Genomic DNA, 18,947 nt, shown 5'->3' with positions numbered 1-18,947 from the left:
AATATGTATCTACGGCCATTGGTGGTAACCGTCTTTTATTTATTTCTTTATCAATGATTCTGTTAAGGTATTCAGATGCTCTACTTTCGATTCAAAATCGGCTTTCAAACTTTTCCGGTAGCTATTTAAATTTTCTACCAGTTTATTAATATCATCAGGCAATACCTCTTCAAAAAATTGGCGCAAACGTTTGGCGGTGGTAGGTGACTTCCCGTTAGTAGAAATGGCTATTTTCACATTCCCTTTGGTTACAATACCGCCCATATAAAAATCGCAGTACGGAGGATTATCAGCCACATTTACTAAAATGTTTTTCTCTTTTGCATCATTATACACGCTAATATTTACCTGCTCATCATTTGTAGCCGCTATAACCAACTGACTTCCTTGAAGATCTGTCTTCTCATACGCCTTTTGTACTAATTGCACATTATGCTCTTCGACCAGTTCTTTCACACGCTCTGAAAATTCCAAGGCTACCATTTTCACGTTTGCGTTTGGGCTAGACTTTAAAAGAAAACCTACCTTTTCTAGTCCAACCCATCCGCCTCCTACAATGGTTACATGTAATACATGTACCTTTAAAAAAATGGGATATAATTCGTTCTTTTCCATAGCTTTCTTATTTCCCATTTTAAACAGCCACCTTTAAACTATTATTTGCTGCTTGCACACATATAGTATGTAACCTATATCTATGATTTACAACTTCTCCCAACACAATAATAGCAGGATTGCTTAAATCGTTTTCTGCAACCACTTGTTCAATTGTATTAACAGTTCCTACCCCTATTTTTTCATCTTCGGTAGTACCATTTTGAATAATCGCTACAGGTAAATCTTGTTTCCCTTCTTCTTTGAATAGTTCCATTATTTTAGACAGCTTACTCATACCCATTAAAATCACTACTGTTGCTGTAGATTTAGCCGCAAGAGCTACATCATTAGAAATATTATGTGATTTGGTAGTTCCTGTAATTACCCAAAAACTCTCTGCACTACCACGTTTGGTTAACGGAATATTTTGATAAGCAGGCACTGCTAACGAAGAAGAAATACCCGGCACCATTGCTACCTCTACACCATACCCTGCAGCATATTCCATCTCCTCTGCCCCGCGACCAAAAATAAACGGATCGCCTCCTTTTAAACGTACTACATGACCTTTAGTTAAAGCACGGTGTACAATTAACTGATTTATTTGCTCTTGCTGATATGCATAACACCCTTTACGTTTCCCTACATATATCTGTTCTGCTCCTTCTGCATACTCCAATAATTCTTTGTTCACTAAGGCATCATACAATATAACAGCTGCATTTTGCAATGCCTTTACAGCCTTTAAGGTTATTAAATCTGCATCACCAGGGCCGGCACCTACTACGGTTAATTTTGGGTTACTTGCCAACTTCATGTTCTATCTGTTTTTTTCTAAAAGCATCTACCTTTTTATAAAATAAAGTTGCATCGGCAACATATTTCTTAGCAAAACTTTCAGTAGGTTCATTTTTATTTATCTGATATACAAACTTCGAAAACGGAACTTCCAACGTTATTTGATCTCCAAACAATTCTTCAAATTGTTTTATTATACCTGCCTGAGTATTTGTTTTTACGTTCTCAGCAAGCAACAATGCTTTAGCTGCATTTACAATCACTGTATAGGAATGGTAAATACTATCGGCATAGGCATTGCTTTCTAAAGCATTTTTGGCATTTTCTAATTTTTCTTCTACTTCAAATAACAGCGTAGCTATTAGGTCTACTACAACGCCAGCACACTCCCCTATACCCACTTCTTGTACATATGCCTTCGAATGCCCCCAGTCTACAAAGTCATCCGCTACCAAATTGTCGGTTTCCGATAAAGGTTTCAGAAAATCGTAAAAGTATTTCTTACCTTGTTTATTATAATAATTTAGAAAAGATTCATCTTTTGCATTTGCTTTAAAATCATCTAACAGAACCCTCAAAGCTTGCGGTCCTCTTTTAGAAGGAATTTTGATTACTTTATCTGAAAATCTACCGGAGCCATCTCCTAATACACCTCCACCCAGTAATACTTGTAAAGCCGGTGCTACTAATTTTCCTTGACGAATAGACATTCCCTGAAAACCAATCTGCGCCATATTGTGTTGCCCACAGGCATTCATACAACCACTAATCTTTATAGTTATGTCTTTATTATTTAAATACTCAGGATATTCATTCACCAACACATCACCTAATACATCGGCAATTCCTGTACTACTGGCAATTCCTAAATTACAGGTATCAGTTCCCGGACAAGCGGTTATATCTACTGTAGAATTATACCCTAAGCTGGTAAACCCAAGCTCGGCTAATTGGCTGTAGAAAAAAGGCAATAACTCCTCTTTTACATCGCGTATTAAAATGTTTTGGCGTAGTGATAAACGAAGTTCATTACTAGCATATTTTTTAACTAATTCAGCTAACTTTCTGGCTTTATCGGTATAGAAATCGCCTAGTTTTACCTTAATACCAATCGCATAAAACCCATCTTGTTTTTGCGGTAACACATTCGTTTGTAACCAAGCCTTATACCCTGCTTCATCGTCTATGCTTACTTCCGGAACGGTAATCTTATTCAATACCCCATAATCCTTTTCAAAATCATCTGTATGTATCGAATATGTTTGATACGATAATGCTAATTGCTGCTCTTCTACCAATTGCAGAAAAGCTTCTAATCCTATCCCTTGCACCAAAAACTTCATTCGGGCTTTTAAACGTTTAGCACGTTCTCCGTGTCTATCAAAAACACGCAATACACTCTCTATAAACGGTATTAATTTTTCAGAAGGTAAAAAATCATGTACCAATTCAGCATGATTAGGTTGCGAACCTAGTCCGCCCCCTAACAACACCTTAAATCCTCTTTCTCCATCTTTCAGCTTCGGAATAAACCCTAAATCATGAATAAACGACAAAGCAGAATCTTTGTCAGAAGACGAGAACGCCATTTTAAACTTTCGTCCCATTTCCTGACACACCGGATTTCTTAAAAAGAACTGAAAAACAGCATGCGCATAAGGTGATACATCAAAAGGTTCGTCTGTATCTATTCCTGCAATCTCACTTGCTGTAACATTTCTAACCGTATTCCCACAAGCCTCTCTCAAGGTTACATCACTTTTCTCTAGTTCTGCCCATAACTCAGGGGTTCTATCTAAACTTACATAATGAATTTGGATATCTTGACGTGTAGTAATATGCAATCTACCCGTAGAGTATTCATCAGATACATCTGCAATACGCAACAACTGATCTCCTGTCACCTTACCATACGGCAATTTAATACGTACCATTTGAACTCCCTGTTGACGTTGTCCATATACACCTCTAGCCAAACGCAAACTTCTGAATCGTTCTTCATCTACCTTCCCTTCTTTAAAAAGACGTATTTTCTTTTCTAATTCTATAATGTCTTTTTCAACTACCGGATTTTCTATTTCTGTTCTAAAACTTCTCATATTCTACTAAACCTATAGATTAAATTATTTTATAATTAAAAATAAAACAGACGTTTCCTATCTGTTCTATTTTCTACACTATATAATTAGATTTTTATCTTAAATGAATACCACACTCTCTGTTGGAATACACCTTGGTAGGGTCAAAATAATTAAACTCATTTGTTAATTGATGTTCCTGAATGTACTCATAGATTTCCTTATTATTATAATAAAAGAACGGACTCACCTTTAGCACGCCATCATTAGTAAAACTTAAAATATCTAAAGAAGCTCTATGAGGAGTTTGAGACTGTCTGATATTTGAAAACCAAACATCAGGCTTATGCTCATTCATAGCTCTTCTAAAAGGCTCTAACTTTACTATTTCTGTAAACAATTTATGTTTCTCATTCTCAGGCTCAGGAACTCCGTAGTAATAACTTATAAATGACTTAGACAGTGCAGGCTCATATTTCTTTACATTTAACCTTAACTGCTTAATGGTTTTTTCTATGTGCATATAGGTAGCATCGGTATTAAAACCGGTATCACACCAAATTACAGGAATATTGCTAATTACATCTGATACTAAATGTAATAACGATGACGAATACGGCCCAAAATTACTAGTAATAACAGGTCGTTGTGCAAAACTTAAAACCCACTCCACTATTTCGTTTGGAGTTTTCCTTTTAAGAATCTCATTGTAATGTAAAATGTCTTCTGCTACTTTCATACTTCTTTTTCTTTTTGTATAGTAATCTATAGGACTAGTAGATTACTATACAAACCTACATAAATTAATTTTAATGTATGCGATTTTAACTTATTTTTTTAGGATAAAGCCTGATTTATATCATAGATTATATCATCTACATGTTCCAAGCCTATAGAAGTTCTTACTAAACCATCTGTAATACTTACCGCTAAACGCTCATCTTCAGAAAGTTTGCTATGCGTTGTAGAAGCAGGATGGGTTACAATTGTACGGGTATCTCCGAGGTTTGCAGATAGCGAACACATCTTAATTTTATTTAAAAACGCCCTACCTGTTTCAATACCTCCTTTAATTTCAAAAGCCACAATATTACCCCCTAATTTCATTTGCTTCATAGCCGTTTTATACTGTGGATGCGATGGCAAAAATGGGTACTTAACCGAAGAAACTGCAGGGTGTCCTTCTAAAAACTGTGCTACCTTTAACGCATTTTCACAATGCTTTTCAATTCGTACCGATAAAGTCTCTAAGCTCTTTGACAATACCCACGCATTAAACGGGGACATTGCTGGCCCTGTATTACGACTAAACAAATAAATTTCTCTAATTAAATCGGCTCTCCCAACAGCTACTCCCCCTAATACTCTACCTTGGCCATCAATTAACTTAGTAGCTGAGTGTACTACTAAGTCTGCACCGTATTTAATTGGGTTTTGAATGTAAGGAGTTGCAAAACAATTATCTATCACCAAAATAAGATCATGCTTTTTAGCGATGTTACCCAACAATTCTAAATCTAGAATATCTATTGCCGGATTGGTAGGGGTTTCAGCATATAAAATTTTTGTATTTGGCTGAATAAAACTTTCTATAGTTTCTGGTTCGTTCACCTTAAAATATGAAGTTTCTATATTCCACTTTGGCAAATACTTTTTAAATAATGAATGGGTAGACCCAAATACACTACTTGCAGAAACTATATGATCTCCCGCACTTAATAAGGCCGCCAAGGTATTATACACAGCCGCCATACCGGTAGCGAAGGCATAACCTGCCTCAGCACCTTCCATCTTACATATTTTCTCTACAAACTCGCTTGTATTTGGGTTGCTAAACCTACTATATAAGTTTTTACTTTTCTCTTCTGCAAATGAAGCACGCATATCTTCAGCATCATCAAACACAAAACTTGATGTTAAATATAACGGTGTACTATGTTCTGAAAATTGACTTCTCTCTAACTGCGTTCTAACAGCTTCTGTTTCAAACTTATAACTTCTATCACTCATGACTACTGTTTAATGCTTCTAAATTAGTGAATATTTTTTTCAGCTAATCTTAAAATATCACCAAAGACACCCCTTGCCGTTACTGCTGCTCCTGCACCTGCCCCCTGAATTACAATAGGGTGCTCTCCATAAGACTCCGTATATATTTCAAAAATAGAATCGGATCCTTTAACTTGTCCTAAAGCACTTTCTTTAGGCACCGACACCAATTTTACATCTAGCTTTGCTCCATCATCCTTAAATAAGTCTCCATGTAAATCGCCAACATAACGCAATACATGTCCAGGCTTCTGGTTCTTTTTAATTGCTTCAAATACCGGATTCAACTCTGCTAGCCTTCCTAAAAACTCTGATACCGTAGTATCTTGTAAATTTTCAGGTATTAAATTCTGAATCTTTACATCTTCAAACTCATTTGCCAAGTCTAACTCTCTAGCTAAAATCAGCAATTTTCTACCCACATCTACCCCACTTAAATCGTCTCTTGGGTCTGGTTCTGTATAGCCACTATCAATAGCCGTTTGTAACACCTCACTGAATGGCGCATCACTTTCAGAAAACGTATTGAACAAATAACTTAATGTACCACTAAACACCCCATTAATACGCGTAATATTTTCACCTGAATTATGCAATAAACTAATGGTATCAATCAAAGGCAATCCGGCACCTACATTTGTTTCGTATAAATACTTCTTCTGGTATTTGTTTAATACATCACGCAGCTCTTTATAAAAATCTAATGAAATCGTATTAGCTATCTTATTAGCAGACACTAAATCAAATCCGTTTTCTACTAAAGGAATATAATTAGCAACAAAGTCTTTATTAGCAGTAGAATCTACTGCAATCAGGTTTCCTAAATGCGAATTATCTATCAATTCAAACAATCCTTGTAAACCATTATTAGCAATCGTACTTTCCGCTAGTTGAGTTTTCCAGTCTCCTGTTACTCCGTTAGCACTAAATAGTATTTTTTTAGAATTTAGAATAGCCACAATATTCACGGCTAACCCTTTACGCTCTAAAATACTCTCACGTGCATTTAACACCTGATCTATCAAGGTACCACCAACCGTACCATGACCAAATAGTACTAAATTTACTTTTTTAGAAATACCGAATATTTCCCCATGAATTATATTAATTGCTTTGGTTACCTGTGAACGTTTCACTACCAAACTAACATTCTTACCAGTTACTGTATTATTAAGTAACAACGGAACAATCTGGTTTTTAATTAAGGCATCATAGGGTTTATTAAAAGTAGCTAACTCTTGTCCCACAATAGAAATAACAGATACATCGGTATTTACATACACTTCACTTACATCGTTGGTATAGAAGTCATTTTCAAACTCAAGCTCTAATGCTTTTTTAGCCTCAAAGGCATCTTTAGAATCCACTACCAACCCTATTCCACGTTCTGAAGAACCCTGCGAAATGATACTTACACTAATTTGTTTAGCCCCAAGTGCTTTAAAAATACGTGCATCTACACCCGCTTTTCCAAGTAGCCCTCTACCTTCTAAGTTAATTAAAGCAACATTTTGAAAAGTAGACACCGATCTGATTCCTTGTGACGGCGCATTAGAGTGAATTGTTGTACCTTGATTTTCCGTATCAAACGTATTTAAAATACGCAACGGAATGTTCTTTTCTATTAACGGTATAATGGTTTTTGCATGTAATATGTTTGCCCCAAAATTGGCCAATTCATTGGCCTCTTCATACGAAAGTTCTTTTATTATTTCGGCATCAGCTACTAAATCGGGGTTGGCAGTGTAAATACCATTTACATGCGTATAATTTTGTAACTCCTCAGCATCTAAATAATTGGCTAATAAAGAAGCGGTGTAATTACTTCCGTTTCTACCCAATGTAGTGGTTTCTCCTTCTTTAGTAGCCCCAATAAATCCGGTTACAATTTGTACCGCATCTCTGTGCTCGTTAAAGTATGCTACTACCTTTTCTTTAGATAAAGAATGATTAGGTTGTGCATTCCCAAAGGTATTATCGGTCACCAGCAATGTTCTGCTATCTGCAAAATTAGCAGCAACCCCTTTATCATTTAACAATTTAGCTATGGTTTTCCCAGCAATAATTTCTCCTTGAGACAATACCTGATCTTTTACTTTTTCGCTGTAATCTCTTAGTAGCGTAACCCCTTCAAATATCTTATGTAAAGTAGCAAGTTCTTCATTAATATCTACATCTGTAACTAGTAGCTGATATTGTTTAAACTTTTCAAAATCTTCCTCTATATTTTTACCAAGAGCAGCTCTATACAGCATACGCTCTAACTGATCTGTTGCCTTACCTCTTGCAGACACCACAACTGCAATACGCTCTTTAGCAGCTACACGCTCATTAATAATTTCTAATGTATTCGCTAATCCCTCGCCATTTGCCAATGACTTCCCTCCAAATTTTACTACTTTCATTCTTTTATATTTAGGTGACGGAAACACCTTACTGATCAATTTTTCTAGTTGTTCAAATTCTATTAAAAAAGCGTCGTGTCCATGTACCGATTTAATTTCGCCATAGGTAACATTGCTCTTGGTTTGTGCCAGCTTACGGTAGGTATCCCTATTTTCTTCAGCCGAAAAAAACAAATCAGAATCTACCCCTACAATATGTATCGCTGCTTTAATACTGTTAAATACGGCTGTTATATTTTCTCTATCTCTAGTTACATCAATTGTTTTTAAAAGCTGATTCATTAATCTATAAGCAGACAATTGAAAACGTTCTTGCAACTTAGCTCCATGATGCAATAACCAGCTCTCTACATTAAATATCTTTAACTCTGCATTGGTGCTTCGCTGAAACTTTGCCTTAAACGACTCCGGAGTTCTGTAACATAACATAGCATGCATACGCGCATCGTGCACCGGATTATTAGAATTCTGTAATATTTGTTCCTGAATCTGGCAATTTGCAATAAGCCAGTCGGTGGCCTTCCAATCAGTTGCTATGGTTATCAAATGATCTGAAATATCTGTTTGAATACAACTCATTTCCCAGGCAATACCTCCTCCTAAAGAACCTCCAATTAAAGCATATAAATGTGTTACCTTTAATTGTTCTAATCCTGCTAAGAAAACACGAGCTACATCTCTAGCTATAAAAGCCTTATAATCTTCTATTACAAAACCGTCGTATCCATTTCCGGGAATATTAAAGCTAAGTACGGTATACGTATCGGTATCTATACTTTTCCCTTCTCCAATAAGTGAACTCCACCAACCATTAGGCCCCGAAACATTAGAGTCTCCAGTTAAAGCATGGTTTACCAATACCACGGGTGCAGCACCAATAGGCTGACCAAAATGTTGGTAACTTAAAGGAAGGTCATTAAAAAAGTTCCCCCCTTCAGTTACAAAAGATGCAAGCTGGATGGTATGCAATGTATTTGACACTATATATAATATTATATCGTTTTAAAAATAGTTTCCAATTCGGCTTTAAGGTCTGTAATATCTTCTAACCCTACCGACAATCTAATTAAGTCTTTAGTTACTCCGGTTGTTACCTGTTGTTCATCTGTCAACTGTTGATGCGTAGTACTCGCAGGATGTATAATAAGAGATTTGGTATCTCCAATATTCGCTAATAACGAAAATAATGTTGTTTCATCTGCTACTTTTTTAGCTGCATCATAGCCCCCTTCTAAACCAAAGGTTACAATACCGCTTTGTCCTTCAGACAAATACTTTCCACTTAGGCTATGATATTTAGATGAGACTAATCCCGGATAATTTACCCAAGCCACTTGTGGCTGATCTTCTAACCATTGTGCCAACTCCAAAGCATTCTCACTATGTTTTTTAATACGCAAAGGCAAGGTCTCTAACCCTTGTATTATTTGGAATGCATTAAACGGACTTAAAGCTGCTCCTAAATCACGTAAACCCTCAACTCTAATTTTTACAATAAATGCAAGATTCCCTACTGCTTCATACAATTTAAGACCGTGATAGCCTGGAGAGGGTTCTGTAAACTCCGGAAACTTACCGTTATCCCATTTAAAATTACCACCATCAATAATAACACCGCCTAAAGAAGTGCCATTCCCCCCAATATATTTAGTCAACGAATGAATTACAATATCGGCACCATATTCAATAGGCTTTAAGAGATAAGGTGTAGCCACTGTATTATCCACAATAAAAGGTACTCCAGCAGCCTTTGCTATAGAAGATATAGCTTCAAGATCTAACACATCCAGTTTCGGATTTCCTAAACTTTCTGCAAAAAAAGCACGGGTATTCTCCTGTACTTCCTTTTCAAAATTTTCAGGATTATCAGGATCTACAAAGGTGGTGGTAATCCCTAATCTTGGCAAAGTAACATTTAAAAGATTATACGTACCACCATATAAACTGGTAGATGCCACAATATGATCTCCTGCTTTTAGCAAAGTTAATAATGTAGTAGTAATTGCAGCCGTCCCCGATGCAGTAACTACCGCACCAACACCTCCTTCAAGAGCTGCCAAACGTTGCTCTAAAACATCATTTGTAGGATTGTTTAATCGGGTATAGATGAATCCTGGTTCAGCCAAACCAAATACATTAGCCGCATGCTCGGTATCATTAAATACATACGAAGTGGTTTGGTAAATAGGTACTGCTCTAGCACCTGCATGGTCGGTTACCTGATGCCCTGCATGTAGGGCGTTGGTTGAAAATTTTAATGCGCTCATTTTTCTTTACATTTAGTTAAATAAAAAATATTAAACCAAAAGCCAAACAAGGCCTTTTATCAAAGGCTGCTTACAGAAAAATGTTATTAAGAAAAACTAAAATAATACAGAAAGTATTACTCGTTGTTATCTATCCTCTCGTATATTCGAGGTAGAATTTAGCACCTTCTTTATAAAAGAATAAAGGGTTGCCAAGGCTTCTCAGGGTCTATTCCCTCCGCCTTTCTTGATAACACTTCAATAAGTATTTGAACTTTTAACAATGCAAAGTAACGTCATATTAAATATATAAACCAAATATTTTTACATTTTTTTAGCTAAAAATATTCCGCGCAATTAGGTTTTTATTAATATTTGTTTTCATACCTTTGCCCCATTAGAGGATAAATTTGACTGATTGCGACCTCCATAAAAAATGCTAAAGCAGTACACGTCTACTCTTTAGATAACCTTTCGGTCATTTTTTATTTCTCTAAGAAGTGAACTACCAAATGTAGTTTGCAAAGTTTCATTATAACTAGAATATTATTTTTTTCGGCACAACCCGAAACATAAAATCTCACGGAGTGAGTAACATTAAAATAGAGAAAGATTATGTCGTATTTTTTCACATCAGAATCCGTTAGCGAAGGACATCCTGATAAAATTGCAGATCAGATTAGTGATGCTCTTATAGATAATTTTTTAGCTTTTGATTCAGAATCAAAAGTAGCTTGTGAAACCTTAGTTACAACCGGACAAGTAATTTTAGCAGGTGAAGTAAAATCTACTACTTATCTGGATGTACAGGATATTGCCAGGCAAGTAATTAAAAAAATTGGCTACACCAAAAGCGAATACATGTTTGAGGCTAATTCGTGTGGTGTATTATCGGCTATACATGAACAATCTACAGAAATTAATCAAGGAGTAGATAAAGTTAATAAAGAAGATCAGGGGGCAGGTGACCAAGGAATTATGTTTGGATACGCTTCTAATGAGACTGAGGATTATATGCCATTAGCATTAGATTTGTCTCATAAATTACTACAAGAACTTGCCGAACTTAGAAGAGAAAACAAAGAAATTACTTATTTACGCCCAGATGCTAAGAGTCAGGTTACGTTGCAGTACAGCGATGATAACAAACCAGAGCGTATTGATACTATTGTTCTTTCGACCCAACATGATGATTTTGATGAAGAGCTGGCTATGTTGGCTAAAATTAAAGAAGATATTACCAACATTTTAATTCCGCGCATCATTGAAAAACATCCCCAATATGCACATTTGTTTAACGCAGATATTAAATACCATATAAACCCTACAGGTAAATTTGTTATTGGGGGACCTCATGGTGATACCGGATTAACAGGGCGTAAAATTATTGTAGATACCTACGGTGGTAAAGGTGCGCATGGTGGTGGTGCTTTTTCTGGTAAAGACCCTAGTAAAGTAGATAGAAGTGCGGCTTATGCTACCCGTCATATTGCAAAAAATTTAGTAGCTGCCGGTGTGGCCAACGAAATTTTAGTGCAGGTAAGTTATGCCATTGGTGTAGCAGAACCTATGGGAATTTTTGTTGATACCTACGGAACCAATAAAACCAATTTAACCAACGCAGAAATTGCTCAAAAGATTGCTTCTATTTTTGATATGAGGCCGTACTTTATTGAGCAACGGTTAAAATTACGTAATCCTATTTACAGTGAAACTGCAGCTTACGGACACATGGGAAGAAAGCCTCAGCAAATTACTAAAGTTTTTACAGCTCCTAACGGTGATACTACTACTAAAGAAGTAGAGTTATTTACTTGGGAAAAATTAGATTATGTTGACAAAGTAAAAGAGGTTTTTCGTATTTCTTAAGTATCTTTATGTCATAGCATCTTTAAACTTTTTGATATGAAAAATATTGTTGTATTCTGTGGATCTAGTTCGGGTACCGACCCTCTATTTGAAGAACAAGCCTACTTACTGGGAACTGCTTTAGCGGAACAAAAAATAACGCTTATCTATGGTGGTTCTAAACTGGGTTTGATGGGAAAATTAGCCGATGGAGTTTTGGAAAACAATGGCAATGTTACTGGAGTACTCCCTTATTTTTTACAACAAAAAGAAGTTGCTCATTTAGGTATAGACCGACTGATTTTAGTAGAGACCATGCTTGAACGTAAAGAAAAGATGAACGAGCTATGTGATGGTGTTATTACATTACCGGGTGGTTATGGTACCTTAGATGAATTATTTGAAATGCTTACATGGGCGCAACTAGGATTACATAAAAAGCCAATAGGTATTTTAAACATAGCTGGGTATTATGATGAACTCATCGCTTTTTTTGATACCATGGTTAACAAAGGGCTTTTAAAACCTAATTACAGACAAATGGTGGTCATTAGTAATACTATAGATGATCTTTTAGAAAAGATGCGTAACTATGAGGCGCCAAATGTAACCCAATGGATTGGAAAAGAAGACATATAGCTATAAGATATTAAACATATAATAAACCTAAAAAAGGTGCTTTTAATAAAAATTTAAAGCACCTTTTTTATAGTCTATTTTCCATAAGACCTCAATCTAATCAATAGTTACATGCCCCCAGTTTTCACCGGTTTTAATTCTATGCAATTGCATTTCAGACACTCCAAATTGCTTTGCTAAAATTTTCAAACGCGTTCTTCTGTTTGGGTCTAATAACTTTTTCTTTAAGATTTTAACTCTTCCTTCGGTAAGTTTAGAATATTTGATACGATCTCCTCTATCTATATTCTTAAACTCTGGATTGGAAAACTGATGCAACTCTTTTTCTCTTTTAGTTGCCCATTTAAGGTTCTCTACCTTGTTTTCCTTCTTAATGTAGTTAACATGAATTACATACTGCTTGCCTTCTTCTTTTTCAAGAAAATGTTCTGCCACTAATTTGTGCACATAACGTGTAGTAAACTTGTTAATTTTCTTTTTAGTAGCTGCTTGCTTTTCCTTAACGTAATCGGGAGAAAGACGTACCGTCAATTTCTCATATCCATTTACATACTTAGACTTGACAAGCACTTCCTCTTCTCCTCTACAATCAATTATTCTACCATAGTTGGAGATTTTAAAGGTCTCTGTTTCACAAACCTTGTCATCAAATTGTAGGGGTTTCCACGTTTCATTCCAAAAATTTCTAATCATCCTTTAAGGGTTTGGGTTAATACAAAAAATACATTAACAACAGTTTGGGAGGTTGTTATTGCGCTAATATAACACTTTATATTAAAAATACACACTAATGTATTTTTACACGTTATATTTTAATCTTTTTTTAAGAAAAAATAACAGAATTGGCTTTGCTTCTTAACAAAATTATTCTGTTTCTACAAAAATAACATCAAAAACACTGAGATTAATCTGTCAAATAATTTTTAAATATGCGACTGATTCTCAGTGTTTAGGAAACCCTCTTATTAATACAACCCTTACCTATAAATTATACTTCACTTTAAACATTACATAACGTGGCTGTATGAAGTATTGTGATGTTGTATTATACAAGTCACTAAAACTATCCTGATTTAAACTTTTTGTATTTAATAGGTTCGTTATTTCTACACTATATTCCCATTTACTACCAGATTTTTGATAGGACAATGCAGTATCAAGAAAATCATATTCATTATCAACCGTATTATCTTTGGACTTAAAATGGTAATAATCATAATCCGCTGTAAAAATAAACCCTTTCAAAAACGCTGCATCAAACTTCACATACGGTTTATCTGTATAGTTAATGGTTTTAGAACCCGCATTATCATAGTTATTAACACTATAACTGTACCCTACCTCTAAATTTGGAGCCTCTCTAAAATTAGTAGCTATACTACCTTTGTAATTTTGCGTTAATGACTCGGATATACTTCTTTCAAGGTTTACAATATTGTTTCTTTTAGAATACGAAACACTAGCTCCCGTACCTACTTTTAATTTCCAAAAGGTTCTTTGGTAACGACCATTAAAACTAAGATTATCATCGGCAAAATTAGAATTAATGGTAGAGCTCACCTGATTAATTCCTGTAATAGCACTACTGTTTTTAAACGCATCTAATTGTTTGCTATAGCTTACATTAGCAAATATGTTGGTAAAATTAAACATATTAAAACTAAAGAAATTAAGCGATACCGTATGATATAATGCACTCTCTAAATCTCGGTTTCCACTATACATACTATTATAATTGCTAAACACATAACCTTGCGCAAAACTATTAACATCTGTAAACTGTCTATTAATAGCATAATTGAAACGTAAACTCTGCGATTTTTTCATTTGGAAATTAACATATACATCAGGAACCACATTTACTAACTCATCTGATACTGAAGTACCTAATTGTTCGTTAGTAGCTTTGTAAGCATGTGCTGTAAAACCAGGGTTAAAAGTAAACTTACCTGAAATTACTTTGTAATGAAAACCTGCATAGATATCAGAGAATGTAAAATCTACATCATTATTTAATTCTTCATCAGTAAAACCAAGCTCGCTACCATCATCTAATATCTGGAATATATGCGAGCTAAAGTTTTGAGTACTTTGTGTTGTACCTAGCGTAAAGTTTAAGTTACTTTTTGGTCCGGGCACAAAGTAGTAATCAACTTTGGCATCTAGCTTGCTCGTTTTAACCCTCTTATCCTGATTAATATCGTACATGCTTTGGGTATCATCTGTAGGAACAATACCAACAAACGGCTGTTCTTCTCTTATAGCATTATAAAAAGGATCTTCATCCTGATATAAATGTTGTGCCTCTACCGCTAAAATATTTTTATCGTTGATTGTATAATACAGATTTGCATTCTGATTTAACGACAATGGTTTTTGCGTTTTGTTCTCATAAATCTCATCTGTTACACTAGAAATAGAAAGTACATTTCTACTTTCTTCCTGATCTGATAATTTTAATAAAGCATCATAATCAAATTGAAGATTGGTATTAGGCTTATACGTAGAACTGAATTTTGCCAAACCTAAGCTCGTTTTCTGATTCGTATTAGTATATGCATCTTCCTCTTCTCCGAATTGATTGTTGGTATTATTAGGATCAGCAAATCGTCTAAAACGCTGTTCTTCTAAAGCTGTTTTAGAATAAGAATAGATTAAGAACCCGCTTAAACCCCAAGTTTTAGTAGGAGAATAACTAAAATTAGCTGCTCCAAACTTAGTGTCAATTTCTTTAGCTCTGTTATTCTGTAGTGTAGAAAGCCCTAACCCATTAGACGATACACTAAAGCTTGTACCCCCTCTACTATTAATGTCTCTAAAGCCACCAGTAAAATTGAAGTAATCTCGCATTGTAAACGGTAACTCTCCTATATTATTTAAATCCGTAATAATATTAATACTATACTTAGGACTGTAATAGAATAGTTTAGGATGCACTAAATAGCGTTCATCTAATCCGACAGCCACAGAAATATCTCCAAACCAAAAATTTTTCTTCCCCTCTTTAAGTTTAATATTTAAGGCCACATTATCTTGGTCATTGGTAAGACCTTTTAACTGAGAAACCTCATTATGGTTTCTTAACACCTCAATTTTATCAACGGCATTTGAAGGTATATTTTGAGCAGCTAACTTAGAGTCGCCATCAAAAAAATCTTTTCCTTCCACCATTACCTTAGTAACCGTTTTTCCTTCTACCTCAATTTGTCCTTCATCATTAACCTCTACTCCTGGTAACTTTTTAAGAATATCTTCTAACTTTTTCTCGGTACCATTGCTAAAAGAATCGGAGTCGTACACTATAGTATCTCCTTTTACAGTAACAGGCATTTCATATGTAACCTCTACAGCATCTAACTCATTAGCTGCTTCTTCCATTATAAAATCTCTGGTTACATTTTCTGTTGGGGCTGTATAACTCTCCTCAATAGCCTTATACCCTAAAAAGGTTACTTTAAGTGTATAAGTAGCACCCGCCTTTAAATTCAATTTGTATAACCCTTGAGTATTAGAAATACCAAAGGCATCTAAATTTTGTGTTTCTTGGTTAATAGCAATAACATTTGCCATTTCAAGAACATTTCCTTGCGCATCTTTAACAGTTCCTTTTACCGTAATATTTTGGGCATAACTATAACTTCCCAAAAAGAGACTACAAACAATAACTAATAAAATTCTCATAATATCCTGCACCTAAACATTAAAACATTCTACCTGGACTACCTCCACGTCTTCCGCCACCAGATCTAAAACGTTCACGCATTTCCTCCATCTTCTTCTTCATAATATCATTAAATTCTTCTTGAGATACTTCCTTCCCTTTACTAGGCTCTTTTATATCTTCTGTTCCAGAAGGATTTAACGTTATTTTAGAACAAAGTATCGTAGTACGATTAGCATTTATTTCTAAAATTAACCCTGGTAATCCGTTATATTCATCAGGCCCCATGCTTACAGGTATCTCAGGGGTATACCATGCTGTAATGGTAATTTCTTTAGGTACTTCTATCTGATCTAAAAGTGAAGTTTTAGTAGTATCCTTTTCCTTTTCAGGATTTTCTTCACCTTCCTTATTATCTCCACCTCTTCTTCCTCGAGGACGCATATTTTTAAAATCGAACTGATCTACAGGCTTTACAGCTGTAGCCTTAAAACAAGTGTAGTTACCAATTTTTTTACTCTCATTTTCAAGTTTCCATTGTAAATGATTTAAGGTATCTTTTACTAGAAACATTTTTCCAAATACCTCCACTTGATTGGTATAACGATTATCTTTTATATTCTTATAATATTTCCCTGAACCACCAAAACCAGGCATACGCGGACGTCCTCCATTTTGACCGGGCGTTTCAAGCTTTTCTAGTTCTAAATAAGTGGCTTCCGTTTTATTAAATGTTAGAATAAAGGTTTTCTCAAACATAGACTTCATGCGTTCTTCCATACGCTTTTTCATATCGTCTGGAATCTTACGATCACCCATATCAAAATCGAATGAGGTCTTAGACTCGTATTGTGCTACTCCCTGAAATTCCTGAGCATAGCCGGATACAAAACTTAGTAATCCGATAACGTAAACAAAATATCTTTTCATATTTAAAAAAATGATTTTCAAAAACCCTCGTTGGATAGGATTTTTTTATTATAAACTTTAGACTTCTTTTTTTATAAAAGGTTTAGTCTTTCAGGAAATAAAATAAACAATTAACACTTACATTATTAGTTAACTAGTGCTAATGAGTGTTAAATACCCAATCGGTTGAAAAAATCTGCTTTATAACTATCGCCAATAGGTACTTTTTCATCACCAATAACCACACGACTCTTTTGTACAGATTTGATATGATGTATGTTAACCAAGTACGATTTATGGATACGTATAAAATTATGTTTCGGTAGTTTTTCGGAAATATCTTTAAAATTAGATAGCGTTATAATTGATTTATTAGTGCTTTCTAAATTTACTTTTAGATAATCTTTTAATCCTTGTACATATTTTATATCATTAACTTCCACTTTTACGTTCTCGTAATCAGATCTTAGAAATATTAACTTAGGTTCTTCCGTAACAGAACCATATGCTGGAAAAGTATTCATAAGTGAAGTAATTTGATTGTTCTTAAAATTCATTATCTCCTTAGCCCTTAACACCGACTTAACAAAGCGATGATAAGGAATAGGTTTCATTAAATAATCTACCGCATTTAACTCAAATCCTTCTAAAGCATATTCAGAATATGCCGTGGTAAAAATAAATAAAGGTTTGTTTGATATTGAGTTAATAAATTCAATGCCGTTTATTTGTGGCATCTCTATATCTAAAAAAATAAGGTCTACTTGCTTGCTATTAAGTACTAAATGAGCATCTATAGCATTGGTAAAAACCCCTACTATCTCAATAAAATCAATACGTTCACAATAACTTTTTATTACATCTATTGCCAAGGGTTCGTCATCAATTATTACACACTTCATGATTTATTAAATTTTACGAATAAGTTTACTGTAAACTTACCATTTTCATTTGTTATAGTTAAATCATGGGTACCTGGATACAATAACTTTAACCTACTTTTGGTATTTTCAAGCCCTATCCCCGAGCTTCTTTTATCTTTATCAACCCTACCAATAACATTCTCGCAGAAAAACGTAAGACTATCGTCTTTTATACCAATAACAATCTTAATTTTTGTTTTACCGGTAAAATCGGTTCCGTATTTAAAAGCATTCTCTACAAACGAAACAAACAATAAGGGCTGAATTTTTTTGTGATAATAATCCCCATGAATATTTGAAGTAACTTCCTGATCATTTGCCAAACGTAACCTTTGTAAATAAATATAGTTATGTAAATAATCAAGCTCTTTCTCTAATGGCACTAATTCTTTATCAGCCTCATACAACATGTAACGCATCATCTCCGAAAGATTTATTACCGCATCCGATGTTTCTGTAGATTGTTTTACAGATAACGAATAAATTGTATTTAACGAATTAAATAAAAAATGTGGATTTAATTGCGCCTTTAAAAGCTGCAATTCAGAAGACAATTTTTTTGCAGCAATTTCTTTTTTAGTTTCTTCTGTAGCCCTCCATTCAGCATACATTTTTATTACCGTACCAATAACAATAAGCAATAAAGGCACTACCGATGGCATTATATATTTAAAAACCCATCTATTAGGCATATCTGGTTTAAAATCAGGATTCGGATTAAAACCACCTTTAGGCATAGCAGGTTCTATGTGCCCAACTCGTTGCGCTACCTCACCAACTCTTTCCATCCTAAT

The 18,947-nt window shown here is 34.7% G+C and carries 14 protein-coding genes and 1 riboswitch; of the genes, 2 read left to right on the top strand and 12 right to left on the bottom strand.

Annotation, left to right across the window (positions count from 1 at the left end; all coding sequences use genetic code 11):
* Positions 1 to 39: 39 nt before the first annotated feature.
* The 7 genes from NBRC110019_RS00765 to NBRC110019_RS00735 all read right to left on the bottom strand — a co-directional run bounded on the left by NBRC110019_RS00765 (position 40) and on the right by NBRC110019_RS00735 (position 10,194).
* A complete protein-coding gene (locus tag NBRC110019_RS00765; protein ID WP_281751323.1) occupies positions 40 to 615 on the bottom strand; it encodes a precorrin-2 dehydrogenase/sirohydrochlorin ferrochelatase family protein in 576 nt (191 codons plus the stop codon).
* 19 nt (positions 616 to 634) lie between these two features.
* Complete coding sequence (gene cobA, locus NBRC110019_RS00760) at positions 635 to 1,414, bottom strand: uroporphyrinogen-III C-methyltransferase (protein ID WP_281751321.1); 780 nt, start codon at positions 1,412 to 1,414, stop codon at positions 635 to 637.
* On the bottom strand, positions 1,398 to 3,494 hold the full coding sequence (locus tag NBRC110019_RS00755) for a ferredoxin-like domain-containing protein (protein WP_281751318.1): 2,097 nt from the start codon (positions 3,492 to 3,494) through the stop codon (positions 1,398 to 1,400). The genes cobA and NBRC110019_RS00755 overlap by 17 nt, the downstream gene beginning before the upstream one ends.
* A 94-nt stretch (positions 3,495 to 3,588) precedes the next feature.
* Positions 3,589 to 4,212, bottom strand: coding sequence for a phosphoadenosine phosphosulfate reductase domain-containing protein (locus tag NBRC110019_RS00750; protein WP_281751316.1), 624 nt, complete (start codon positions 4,210 to 4,212; stop codon positions 3,589 to 3,591).
* Between the two features lie 98 nt (positions 4,213 to 4,310).
* Positions 4,311 to 5,483, bottom strand: a complete 1,173-nt coding sequence (locus NBRC110019_RS00745; RefSeq protein ID WP_281751314.1) for a trans-sulfuration enzyme family protein — start codon at positions 5,481 to 5,483, stop codon at positions 4,311 to 4,313.
* Between the two features lie 23 nt (positions 5,484 to 5,506).
* Positions 5,507 to 8,908, bottom strand: a complete 3,402-nt coding sequence (gene thrA, locus NBRC110019_RS00740) for a bifunctional aspartate kinase/homoserine dehydrogenase I (protein WP_373876986.1) — start codon at positions 8,906 to 8,908, stop codon at positions 5,507 to 5,509.
* Positions 8,909 to 8,919: 11 nt separating this feature from the next.
* Positions 8,920 to 10,194: an O-acetylhomoserine aminocarboxypropyltransferase/cysteine synthase family protein gene (locus NBRC110019_RS00735; protein WP_281751313.1), complete on the bottom strand. Its 1,275-nt coding sequence runs from the start codon at positions 10,192 to 10,194 to the stop codon at positions 8,920 to 8,922.
* Between the two features lie 123 nt (positions 10,195 to 10,317).
* Positions 10,318 to 10,430, bottom strand: a riboswitch (SAM riboswitch).
* A gap of 358 nt (positions 10,431 to 10,788) precedes the next feature.
* On the opposite strand from NBRC110019_RS00735, the gene metK reads away from it, so the two are divergent.
* Both metK and NBRC110019_RS00725 read left to right on the top strand, forming a co-directional pair.
* The gene (gene metK / locus NBRC110019_RS00730; protein WP_281751311.1) at positions 10,789 to 12,042 is read left to right on the top strand and encodes a methionine adenosyltransferase; all 1,254 of its coding nucleotides are present in this window, start codon (positions 10,789 to 10,791) and stop codon (positions 12,040 to 12,042) included.
* A gap of 36 nt (positions 12,043 to 12,078) precedes the next feature.
* Positions 12,079 to 12,660: an LOG family protein gene (locus NBRC110019_RS00725; RefSeq protein WP_281751308.1), complete on the top strand. Its 582-nt coding sequence runs from the start codon at positions 12,079 to 12,081 to the stop codon at positions 12,658 to 12,660.
* A gap of 96 nt (positions 12,661 to 12,756) precedes the next feature.
* Here the strand turns inward: NBRC110019_RS00725 and NBRC110019_RS00720 are convergent, their stop codons facing one another.
* From NBRC110019_RS00720 to NBRC110019_RS00700, 5 genes are all read right to left on the bottom strand, one after another.
* Positions 12,757 to 13,353, bottom strand: coding sequence for an HNH endonuclease family protein (locus tag NBRC110019_RS00720; RefSeq protein WP_281751306.1), 597 nt, complete (start codon positions 13,351 to 13,353; stop codon positions 12,757 to 12,759).
* 288 nt (positions 13,354 to 13,641) lie between these two features.
* Complete coding sequence (locus NBRC110019_RS00715) at positions 13,642 to 16,341, bottom strand: TonB-dependent receptor (RefSeq protein WP_281751304.1); 2,700 nt, start codon at positions 16,339 to 16,341, stop codon at positions 13,642 to 13,644.
* A gap of 19 nt (positions 16,342 to 16,360) precedes the next feature.
* On the bottom strand, positions 16,361 to 17,251 hold the full coding sequence (locus NBRC110019_RS00710; protein WP_281751302.1) for a GLPGLI family protein: 891 nt from the start codon (positions 17,249 to 17,251) through the stop codon (positions 16,361 to 16,363).
* A gap of 149 nt (positions 17,252 to 17,400) precedes the next feature.
* The gene (locus NBRC110019_RS00705) at positions 17,401 to 18,132 is read right to left on the bottom strand and encodes a LytR/AlgR family response regulator transcription factor (RefSeq protein WP_281751299.1); all 732 of its coding nucleotides are present in this window, start codon (positions 18,130 to 18,132) and stop codon (positions 17,401 to 17,403) included.
* Positions 18,129 to 18,941 (bottom strand): sensor histidine kinase, encoded by an 813-nt coding sequence (locus NBRC110019_RS00700; RefSeq protein WP_281751298.1) that lies wholly within the window; start codon positions 18,939 to 18,941, stop codon positions 18,129 to 18,131. Before NBRC110019_RS00700 ends, NBRC110019_RS00705 begins: the two co-directional genes overlap by 4 nt.
* Positions 18,942 to 18,947 lie beyond the last annotated feature (6 nt).

Origin of the sequence: Neptunitalea chrysea (assembly GCF_027924145.1) — a bacterium.
GTDB classification, from domain to species: Bacteria; Bacteroidota; Bacteroidia; order Flavobacteriales; family Flavobacteriaceae; genus Neptunitalea; species Neptunitalea chrysea.
The sequence above is the reverse complement of the archived record's forward strand: the minus strand, read 5'-3'. Positions and strand labels throughout refer to the sequence as shown.

What these genes read in the sequence shown, in the direction of transcription:
- NBRC110019_RS00765 (WP_281751323.1), bottom strand. Translation starts at nt 615, where the DNA reads ATGGAAAAGAACGAATTATATCCCATTTTTTTAAAGGTACATGTATTA.
- cobA (WP_281751321.1), bottom strand. Translation starts at nt 1,414, where the DNA reads ATGAAGTTGGCAAGTAACCCAAAATTAACCGTAGTAGGTGCCGGCCCT.
- NBRC110019_RS00755 (WP_281751318.1), bottom strand. Translation starts at nt 3,494, where the DNA reads ATGAGAAGTTTTAGAACAGAAATAGAAAATCCGGTAGTTGAAAAAGAC.
- NBRC110019_RS00750 (WP_281751316.1), bottom strand. Translation starts at nt 4,212, where the DNA reads ATGAAAGTAGCAGAAGACATTTTACATTACAATGAGATTCTTAAAAGG.
- NBRC110019_RS00745 (WP_281751314.1), bottom strand. Translation starts at nt 5,483, where the DNA reads ATGAGTGATAGAAGTTATAAGTTTGAAACAGAAGCTGTTAGAACGCAG.
- NBRC110019_RS00735 (WP_281751313.1), bottom strand. Translation starts at nt 10,194, where the DNA reads ATGAGCGCATTAAAATTTTCAACCAACGCCCTACATGCAGGGCATCAG.
- metK (WP_281751311.1), top strand. Translation starts at nt 10,789, where the DNA reads ATGTCGTATTTTTTCACATCAGAATCCGTTAGCGAAGGACATCCTGAT.
- NBRC110019_RS00725 (WP_281751308.1), top strand. Translation starts at nt 12,079, where the DNA reads ATGAAAAATATTGTTGTATTCTGTGGATCTAGTTCGGGTACCGACCCT.
- NBRC110019_RS00720 (WP_281751306.1), bottom strand. Translation starts at nt 13,353, where the DNA reads ATGATTAGAAATTTTTGGAATGAAACGTGGAAACCCCTACAATTTGAT.
- NBRC110019_RS00715 (WP_281751304.1), bottom strand. Translation starts at nt 16,341, where the DNA reads ATGAGAATTTTATTAGTTATTGTTTGTAGTCTCTTTTTGGGAAGTTAT.
- NBRC110019_RS00710 (WP_281751302.1), bottom strand. Translation starts at nt 17,251, where the DNA reads ATGAAAAGATATTTTGTTTACGTTATCGGATTACTAAGTTTTGTATCC.
- NBRC110019_RS00705 (WP_281751299.1), bottom strand. Translation starts at nt 18,132, where the DNA reads ATGAAGTGTGTAATAATTGATGACGAACCCTTGGCAATAGATGTAATA.
- NBRC110019_RS00700 (WP_281751298.1), bottom strand. Translation starts at nt 18,941, where the DNA reads ATGGAAAGAGTTGGTGAGGTAGCGCAACGAGTTGGGCACATAGAACCT.